General features: G+C 59.6%; 8 protein-coding genes and 1 pseudogene. 4 read left to right on the top strand and 5 right to left on the bottom strand.

The window, feature by feature from the left end; all coding sequences use genetic code 11:
• A partial coding sequence (locus E0F99_RS27090) for an RHS repeat domain-containing protein (protein ID WP_207303103.1) occupies positions 1-959 on the top strand: 959 nt, incomplete at its 5' end.
• The gene (locus E0F99_RS27085) at positions 959-1,375 is read left to right on the top strand and encodes a hypothetical protein (RefSeq protein ID WP_083358963.1); all 417 of its coding nucleotides are present in this window, start codon (positions 959-961) and stop codon (positions 1,373-1,375) included. The genes E0F99_RS27090 and E0F99_RS27085, both read left to right, overlap by 1 nt.
• 118 nt (positions 1,376-1,493) lie before the next feature.
• On the opposite strand, the gene E0F99_RS27080 is transcribed toward E0F99_RS27085, so the two are convergent.
• The 4 genes from E0F99_RS27080 to E0F99_RS27065 form a co-directional block, all read right to left on the bottom strand.
• Positions 1,494-2,723 (bottom strand): M20/M25/M40 family metallo-hydrolase, encoded by a 1,230-nt coding sequence (locus tag E0F99_RS27080; RefSeq protein ID WP_083358964.1) that lies wholly within the window; start codon positions 2,721-2,723, stop codon positions 1,494-1,496.
• 49 nt (positions 2,724-2,772) lie between these two features.
• Positions 2,773-3,831, bottom strand: a complete 1,059-nt coding sequence (locus tag E0F99_RS27075; RefSeq protein WP_083358965.1) for a diguanylate cyclase — start codon at positions 3,829-3,831, stop codon at positions 2,773-2,775.
• Between the two features lie 88 nt (positions 3,832-3,919).
• Entirely contained in the window at positions 3,920-4,552 is a 633-nt protein-coding gene (locus tag E0F99_RS27070; RefSeq protein WP_083358966.1) for a LysE family translocator, read from the bottom strand.
• Positions 4,553-4,607: 55 nt separating this feature from the next.
• Positions 4,608-5,447 carry a sugar phosphate isomerase/epimerase family protein gene (locus tag E0F99_RS27065; RefSeq protein WP_083358967.1) on the bottom strand — a complete coding sequence of 280 codons (840 nt, stop codon included), beginning with the start codon at positions 5,445-5,447 and terminating at the stop codon, positions 4,608-4,610.
• A gap of 135 nt (positions 5,448-5,582) precedes the next feature.
• On the opposite strand from E0F99_RS27065, the gene E0F99_RS27060 reads away from it, so the two are divergent.
• The gene (locus E0F99_RS27060) at positions 5,583-6,995 is read left to right on the top strand and encodes an aminotransferase-like domain-containing protein (RefSeq protein WP_083358968.1); all 1,413 of its coding nucleotides are present in this window, start codon (positions 5,583-5,585) and stop codon (positions 6,993-6,995) included.
• Positions 6,996-7,097: 102 nt separating this feature from the next.
• Positions 7,098-7,316: pseudogene (locus E0F99_RS27055) on the top strand (rhodanese-like domain-containing protein); the annotation flags it as partial.
• 72 nt (positions 7,317-7,388) lie between these two features.
• Here the strand turns inward: E0F99_RS27055 and E0F99_RS27050 are convergent.
• On the bottom strand, positions 7,389-8,276 hold the full coding sequence (locus E0F99_RS27050; RefSeq protein WP_083358969.1) for a LysR family transcriptional regulator: 888 nt from the start codon (positions 8,274-8,276) through the stop codon (positions 7,389-7,391).
• Between the last annotated feature and the right edge of the window lie 506 nt (positions 8,277-8,782).

Raw genomic sequence — 8,782 nt, 5'->3', positions numbered from 1 at the left:
ACCTCTACGAACCGGACAGCTTCCGGCCTCTGGCATTGCTGGAAGGTTTCGGGCCGAAAGACACCCAGCCCTTTCACTACCAACTCGACCACCTCGGCACCCCGCAAGAACTCACCGCGCCCGACGGTGAAATCGTCTGGTCCGCACATTACCGCGCCTACGGTGACATTGCTCGCCTCGACATCAGTAAAGTCGACAACCCGCTGCGTTTCCAAGGCCAATACTTCGACCAAGAAAGCGGGCTGCACTACAACCGACATCGCTACTACAATCCAGATATTGGTCGTTACCTCACGCCCGACCCAGTGAAGCTGGCGGGTGGGATCAATGCGTACCAATACGTGCCCAATCCAACGGGATGGGTAGATCCACTGGGGTTGAACTCGTGTCCAGGTGGGGATGGTTGTAAACCCACTACAGGGTTCGAGAATCCGGTTGGAAAAACGAAGGTTGATGAGCGACAACCAGCAATACCGCAACTGTCACAGGAACATCGACAGGCGCGAATAGATGCACTAGCTGAGGCAAACGCCAAACGGCGTGTGTTGGAGTTAGAAGATAGATATGACATGCATACTGTCGCCAAACACGGTCCCGAAATCACTGATCCGGCGCTGAAACAGAGGGCAATTGATGGAACCGACCCAAGAACTGGATTACAAAAGCCAGGCGCGAAGGGAAATTTAAGCTCCCAGTTTCATAGTTGGAAAATGCAACTAAGCGCTTTGAACAAAGCGTTGACACGCAAATCGCTTGGATTAGAGCCCTTCAATGGAAAAGACCACAATCAAAACCCCACACTCAAGCTGCAATTACCTGGAGCAGGACGAGGCTATCGACCTAACAAAGCAGACGCTGCAAACCCACACCTTAATGAAGACCTGGATTGGTTCGAGGTGAAATTCGATAAAAAAGATAACGACAGGCCATTTACTGCCTTTCCTGCGGAGAAAAAGTAATGTTGAAAGATCCGTTCCTAAATGAACCATTCGATCCCAACCTCAAATGGCTTATAGGCGTATTTGATGTTTATGATCGAGAGCACGAGCTTGGTAAAGAGCTAGAAAAATACAACCCGAATGAAAAATTGAGCAGAGAGGTGCTCATAAGAAATCACGCGTTGAATTTGGATTACCTTTCCTACAGACATAAATTCGCTTTGATTCAGGCCCTAAAAAGCAGCCTGGATGCTGAGAATTATGACTTTCAAAGTTTATTCACGATTGGCGAAGACGAGGCCGCTTCATGGCCAAGAGCGGAATGGTACGAGCTGGAGAGTCCTAGGGACTTTTTAAATGATGTTTACCAGCTCGCACAGATTATTTGGAAAGACGACCTCCAAAAAGCCAGCCTCGAAGACCAGTCCACATGGTGAATACCACCTGCCTCACTGACGCGCCGTCAAACACTGTGGCGAGCAGGCTTGCCACAACAAGGCTGCTCACCATGGAATCAGGCCCACCCGTAGAGCCTGGAGGAACCCCGCGACCCAATCACCGCTTGGAAAGCTCCATGATCATCCGGCTAAGCAGATAAATCCGCGGTGCCACACTCTCCACTTCCGCATACTCCTCTGGCGTATGTATGTTGCCACCGACAATCCCGAACCCATCCAACGTCGGCGTCCCTACCCCAGCCGACAAGCTTGCGTCGGCTGCCCCGCCGCTGCCTTCAATGGTCAACTTACGCCCCAGTTCCCCATAGATTCCCTGGGCAATTGCCACCAACTTGTCCGACTCCGGCGTCTGCGGCATTGGCGGTAAACCGCGTAGCAAACGGGTCTTCACTTCGGTGTCCGGGATCAACTTATTCGCTGATACACGGGCCAGGTCTTTCTCGATCCGATCAAACTCTTCCGGCAATGCCGCGCGTACATCAGCCTTGGCAGTGGCTTGGTCGGGGATGACGTTGGTGCGGTCACCGGCCTTGATGACCGTGAAGTTGATGGTGGTTTTCTTTTCTTCATCGCCGAGTTTGCCCAGTTGCAGGATCTGGTGCGCCGCTTCCATGGCGGCGTTGCGGCCCAGTTCCGGGGCGACGCCGGCGTGGGCGGCTTTGCCTTTGACTTCGACCACGGCGGTGGCGCTGCCTTTGCGCCAGACCACCAGGCCGTCGGCTGGGCGGCCGGGTTCGAGATTAAGGGTGACGTCGTGGTCTTTGGCGGTGGTGCGGATCAGCTCGGAGGCGGCTTCGGAGCCAGTTTCTTCGCTGGCGTCGAGCAGGAAGGTGATGTGGGCGTAGTCCTTGAAGCCCTGGTTTTTAAGGACTTTGAGCGCGTAGATGCCGGCGACGATGCCGCCTTTGTCATCCATCACGCCGGGGCCGTAAGCGCGGCCGTCCTTGATGTGGAACGGGCGTTCGGCGGCCGAGCCTTCCTTGAACACGGTGTCCATGTGGGCCATCAGCAGGATCTTGGCTTTGCCGGTGCCTTTGAGGGTGGCGATCACATGGCTGCTGTTGGCGGCTTTGTCGGGCACCCGTTCGATGCTGAAACCCAACTGCTTCAATTCATCCACGGCAATGTCGCGCACTTGGGTCAAGCCGGGCTCGTAGCCGGAGCCCGAATCGATATTCACCAGGCGTTCGAGCAGTTTCAAGGCGTCGGCCTTGTACTGTTCGGAATCGGCCTGGATCTGCTTGTGGGGTTCGGCGCTGTAGGCCGGCACGGCGAAGGACAAGGCCAGGGTCGCGGCCAGGAGGGTACGGGAGAAGGTGAAGAGCATAAACCGATCCTTGTTTTGTTGTTGGGAGGGGCTGAAACACCCTACCCCACTAGACCGAACGCAACCAACTCCCCTGCACCGAACTCACGCGGTTACGCCCGCTGCTCTTGGCCTCGTACAACGCTTGGTCAGCGTCGTTGAGCCAACTGGTGGAATCGGCATGCGCAGCTTGATACGGCGCCAGGCCGATGCTCAAGCTGGCGCGCAACGTCGGGTCTTGGGTATACGCCAAGGCGTTGAAGCGATCGCGCAACGCTTCCATCACTTCGGTGGCGCGGTGCAGGGGCATGTCCGGCAGGATCACGCAGAACTCATCGCCGCCATAGCGCCCGGCGAGGTCGGTGGCGCGCAGGTTCTGGCGCAGCACTTTGCTCAGTTGGCGCAACACGATATCGCCGGTGACGTGGCCGTAGGTATCGTTGATGGTTTTAAAATGGTCGATGTCGATCAGCGCAATGGCGGCGCCCACCTGTTCGCGACGGCAGCGTTGGAATTCGATGTCCAGATGGTCCTTCCAGGCACCGTGATTGAGCAGGCCGGACAGGCTGTCGGTGCGGCTCAGGGCCAGCAATTCGCGTTTGTGTCGGGCCAGCGTCACGGCCTGGCGGTAGCAGATCCAGCCCAAGGCCAGCGGATACAACATCAAGATCGGCAGGCAGGCGTATAGCTGTGCCTCGGAGGTCACAGCGATGAACGCCGGGGCGAACAGCAGCAACGACGTGCCGAGGCCCAAGGCCTGCGCCACCCAACCGGCCAGCATAAAGCGTGGCCCGCCGATGGCGACGTTGTTCATGGTCATCATGGACAGCGTGGTGACGCTGGGCAGCGGGTTGAAGTGCATGGCGCCGACCCAAAAGCCGCCGCAAAAGGAATCGAACAGCAGGTTACGCCGTTCGTTGCGCAGTGAGTTGCTGGCCCGGCGCGACGATTGATAGGCAATGTGCGGCCAGACGAAGGCGTTGATCACCATCCACGCCCACACCCACGCCGGTGGATGCAAGGGGTACATGCCAAACACCACGCACACAAAGCCGAGCGTCAACCCCAGGGCGCGCGATTTATACAACCGTGAAGCGAGCGCAAGTCCATTTGCTCCGGCGGCTGACATGGTCTGGTGTGATCCTGGATGAATGCCTGGAGTCTATCAGGGCAACGGCAATGCGCCACTACCGCTCATAACCCCGTGCTAAAGCGCATCAGTGCGAAAAACCGCGCGCCAACATCAACGCCACACCTAGCAACAGCAGCGCCGTGACCCGCTGCAACAACACCCGCCGCTTGGGGTTTTCCAGCACGTGCTTGATACGCTGGCCGAAATAGCAGTACAGGCAACCACTGGCACATTGCAGGGTCAGGAACGTCAGCCCGAGGATGGCGATATCCGCCGCAGATGTGTGCTCCCCGGCGCCTGCAAACTGCGGGAATACGACGCTGAACATGATGAGGGTCTTGGGGTTGGAAAACCCAGTCAACAGACCTTTGCCGAACAGGCTACGCGCGCCCTCCACGCCAGCGCCCCGGTTGATCGACACACCGCTGCTGGTCCACTGTTTGTAGGCCAGGTAAAGGATGTAGGCCACACCCACACACTGGAGGGTCTGGGTGATGGCGAGATTGCCCTTGATCAACTCCGAAAAGCCCACGGCAAAGATCAGGATCGAAATCAGGTACGACACACTGGCGCCGAGCTGCGCCGGGATCGAGCTGCGCAGCCCGTCCTTCAAGCCCAGGCCCAACAGCAGCAGGGTCATCGGCCCGGGGCTGAAGGTCATGGTGGCGCAAAACAGCAGAAAGTAGAGAAACGAAGAAAGCGTTAACGCACTTGTCATGACTGGACCTTGGTTGGAAGAAACAACAGTGAATGCAAACCCGCCCCGAAACCCGTCAGGCATCAGTGATTGGGGTGGACAGGGCTTTGCGATACATCAACGCCAGCTCAGCCAGGGCGGCCCTCGCGGTCTGATGACCGGTGTCAAATCCCACCAGGCCTTTCCAGTGGGTGTCGGCGATGGCCTTCACCACATCGGCGCAGTCACAGTTGCCGGTGTCGTGCACAGCCGGGTTGTTGCTAAAGGAAATGCCTTTGATCAGGGCGTGATACGTGCGCACCACCTGCGCGGGCAAACCGCTATCGATGTGGGCATGCCCGGCGTCGAGCAAGCAGTAGACGTTGCGGTGCGCTTGCAGGTGCTCGAACACCCTGGCGAATTGCGCTTCATCGGTGAAAATTCGGTAGTTGACGTAGTTGGACAGGCTCTCCACGTAGATGTCCGTGCCTTTGCCCTCGGCATACCGCGCCAGTTTCTGCACCGACTTCAAGTAGTGTTCCAACGCTACCTTCTTGGCCTCGGGCACCCTTTGCGGCCCGATGAGGCAGCCGCCGTGGATGATCAACGGCGCCCCCAAACGGCTGGCAATATCGATCTCTTTTTCCACGTATTTCACGGCCGCCGCGCGGAAAGCCCCGACATCGCTGCCCAGCGGCGCCTTGAAGTTGCTGTGCAATAGCGGCTGAACGCCGCTGACTGCGATCTTCTCCTGCAGGCGGGTGATGCGCGCATCGGTCCAGTCCTCAACGCTTTCGCCTGGCAGGCTGCCGTCGATGTACCAGTGGGTGCAGCCACCTTCAATGGCGCTTTGCAGGCCTTTTTCAGCGCCCAGGTATTTGTGCTGGGCCACTGCGATACAAAACGGCGCGCCGGGGTTGATCAGTTGGCCATGCATGGCGTGATTCCTGTCCTCAATGACGCGCAGTCTAGGGCGGTAACCTTGCGTAAGGCAGGTAAAGTCATGCCTAATCCGGCCTAACTTCACCGGTAAAAATGACCGGTAAAATCTCCGAAAAAACCAGGAAGACTTATGTTTGTATCCGCCATCGCTTTTGAGCCAGGCACGCCGAAGGTGCAGCAGATTGTCGAGGCGTTCAGCCAGGCCATCGAGAACGGTGAGTGGGCACCGGGCAGCAAGTTGCCATCGGTGCGTGAATTGACCCAGACCTTGGGCGTCAGCAAGTTCACCCTCAATGAGGCGCTGGACCGCCTGCGTGGGCGCAACCTGCTGACCTCAAGCCAAGGTCGCGGCCACTTTGTGGCGGTGGACACCGCCCGCCCTGCTTCGGTGACCTGGGTCGACCTGTTACCCCAGGACTTACTCAGCGTGTTGCGCCGCCCCTTGGTCACCGCCAGCGGCGAGCTGCGCCCCGGCAGTGGCCACTTGCCGGAAGACTGGCTGAACGGCGAGGCCATCCGCCAAGCCATGCGCAGCGTGGTGCGCGCGCCATCGTTACGCATCGCCGGGCTGGGCACACCCGCCGGTTTTTTACCGTTGCGCCAGGCCTTGCAACAGAAACTGCACGCCGAAGGACTGTCCGTGCCGGTGGAACACATCATCACCACGCCCAACACCGTACAGGGCCTGGACATGCTCATGCGCCTGCTCGCACGCCCCGGCGATACGGTGCTGCTGGATGCGCCCTGCTATTTCAACTTCCACGCCAACCTCGCCCTGCATGGCGTCAAGGTGGTGACGATCGAGCGGCGCCCCGACGGCTTTGACTTCGCCGCCCTTGAACACCTGCTGGCTGAGCACCGCCCCAGCTTGTACCTGACCACCAGCGTGCTGCATAACCCCACCGGGCACTCCTTCAGCCCCAGCCAGGCGTTTCGCCTGCTGCAACTGACCCAGCAATACCACTGCCATATCGTCGAGGATGACCTCTACGGCGACCTGCACCCCAACCCGCCACCGCGCCTGGCCGCCCTCGCCGGCCTGGGCCAGGTCACCTACTTGTCGGGCTTCTCCAAGATCCTCAGTGCCAACAGCCGCGTCAGCTACGTGGTGGCCGCGCCGCAACTGGCGGCGAACCTGACCAACATGAAGTTGATGAGCGGCGGCGTGACCTCGGAACTGCTCGAGCAGATCGTCTACCGCATGCTCAGCGAAGGCAGCTATGCCAAGCACCGCAAGCGCATGGTGCAGCGCTTGATAGAATCCGCAGGGCGCGTCGAGCAATGGCTCAAGCGTTGTGGCTGCGAGCTGCCGATGCCGTATGAAGGCGGGATGTTTATTTGGGCGCGCCTGCCGCCGGGTGTGAACGGCGAGCTGCTGGCCCAGGAGGCGTTGAAACACAGCATGGTGTTGGCGCCGGGCGCGTTGTTCGGCTACGACCCGGCGCACCTCAACTCGATGCGTTTTAATGTGGCCCACAGTGATGAGGCGCAGCTGCAGCGAGTGTTCGAGGCGTTGCTGCTCAACGCCGTACGCACCCCTTGAGCATGCTGTGATTGTGCAATGAGGTGTCCCTCCTACACCTCGAACAACCTCGGCATAGGCCTGGCGGTGAACGACACCGGACCCTGGCCGATGGCAACCCGGTCACCCTCGACCATGTCCGCCTCCTGGCTCGCGCAATTGGGCTGGGACGTGCCGGTGCTGGGTTTCACACCGAGCGTCAATTACGTCAAGCACCACATCCCGGGCGCCCGCTGGGCCTTGCGTGCACAATTGCCCGAAGCGTTGGCCAAGGTGCCAGCCGCCGAACGTGATGTGCTGACCTGCGCCAGCAGCTCATTGGCGCGCTTGGCGGTGGCCGATTCAAGGCTGGCCAACCGCGTCAACCTCTGAGCCGCACAGCTAACACAATGTGCTCTGTGTTGTGTCAGTGACTCAGCAGCCGCCCGCCAGGCGTTCACGCAAGAATTCCACCAGCGCCTGCACCGGCCTGGCGCTTTGCCGGTGCTGGGGATACACCGCCGACAGGGTCAGGGCTTGGGGGGCGAAGTCTTCCAGAATTGTCACCAAACGCCCGTCCCTCAATGCCTCGGCGACGATAAACGTCGGCAGGTAGGTGATGCCCAGCCCGGCTATCGCCGTGTCACGCAGCAACTCGCCGTTGTTCACGCGCATCCGCCCGCTGACATTCACCGCGTGCAACTTGCCTTTGGTCTGGAAACGCCATTGCACCTGGCGGCCGTGGCCGTAGGGCAGGCAATCGTGGTCGGCCAAATCTGCGGGCTTGAGCGGCGTGCCGCGCAGGGCCAAGTACTCGGGGCTGGCGCAATACACCCGCTGCACGCTGGCGATGCGCCGCGCGATCAGGGTGGAGTCTTCAAGCGTGCCGATGCGCAACACCAGGTCGTAGCCTTCGCCAATCAGGTCCACCGGGCGGTCACTCAGGTCGACTTCCACCGACACGTGCGGGTGACGTTGCAGGAACGAAGGCAACAGGCAGCCCAGGTGGGCCATGGCAAACGAAAGCGGCGCGCTGAGGCGAAGGGTGCCACGCGGTTCGCTGTTCTGACCGGCAATGCCCTGCTCCACTTGCTCGACGTCATTGAGCAAGCGCATGGCGGATTCGTAGTAACTCTGGCCCAGTGGCGTGATGTCGAGGCGGCGCGTGGAGCGGTTGAGCAGGCGTACGCCGAGGCGATCTTCCAGCTGGATCAGGCGGCGGCTGACGAACTGCTTGGACAGGCCTAATTGCTCGGCGGCGGCGGTGAAGCTGCCGGACTCCATGACCTGGCAGAACAGGCGCATGTCTTCGAAGGGGTTCATTGTCGCTTCTCGGTGGACGATGGCCTGTTTTATAACCGGCCCGTCGCAGCACCACAAGGGATTACCTACCTGTTCAAGAACGGGTTACTTGGCAATAAACGCCTGGGCGGGGTCAAGGCGTAGAGGCCGAGGTGCTGGTATTTGACCTGCGCCCTCAGGAACGGCCGCAGATGCCATAACCGTGTCCACGATGGCCCGTCGATAACGGACCATCGCTGGCGTCGATAGTCACCATCAGCGCAATGAAGTTCTCTTAAAAAAACCAACGCGTAACATCAAACCCATGCCAAACGGCACCCAACTAAAACACTCGGAGCACACCCCCATGAAACGCCAACTTTTGCTTAGCCTCGCGTTCTCAGTACTCGCTGCAAACGCTTTTGCTCACCCCGTTGTCGCTGAAGGCGGTGCGGATCGTCTGCAGGAACGTGGCTTGGCTGAAGGCGGTGCGGATCGTCTGCAGGAACGTGGCTTGGCTGAAGGCGGCGCGGATCGTCTGCAGGAGC

Source organism: Pseudomonas antarctica (genome assembly GCF_900624995.1).
GTDB classification, from domain to species: Bacteria; Pseudomonadota; Gammaproteobacteria; order Pseudomonadales; family Pseudomonadaceae; genus Aquipseudomonas; species Aquipseudomonas antarctica.
The sequence above is the reverse complement of the archived record's forward strand: the minus strand, read 5'-3'. Positions and strand labels throughout refer to the sequence as shown.

Coding starts and splice junctions, on each gene's coding strand:
- E0F99_RS27050 (WP_083358969.1), bottom strand. CDS start 8,276: ATGAACCCCTTCGAAGACATGCGCCTGTTCTGCCAGGTCATGGAGTCC.
- E0F99_RS27060 (WP_083358968.1), top strand. CDS start 5,583: ATGTTTGTATCCGCCATCGCTTTTGAGCCAGGCACGCCGAAGGTGCAG.
- E0F99_RS27085 (WP_083358963.1), top strand. CDS start 959: ATGTTGAAAGATCCGTTCCTAAATGAACCATTCGATCCCAACCTCAAA.
- E0F99_RS27080 (WP_083358964.1), bottom strand. CDS start 2,723: ATGCTCTTCACCTTCTCCCGTACCCTCCTGGCCGCGACCCTGGCCTTG.
- E0F99_RS27070 (WP_083358966.1), bottom strand. CDS start 4,552: ATGACAAGTGCGTTAACGCTTTCTTCGTTTCTCTACTTTCTGCTGTTT.
- E0F99_RS27075 (WP_083358965.1), bottom strand. CDS start 3,831: ATGTCAGCCGCCGGAGCAAATGGACTTGCGCTCGCTTCACGGTTGTAT.
- E0F99_RS27065 (WP_083358967.1), bottom strand. CDS start 5,447: ATGCATGGCCAACTGATCAACCCCGGCGCGCCGTTTTGTATCGCAGTG.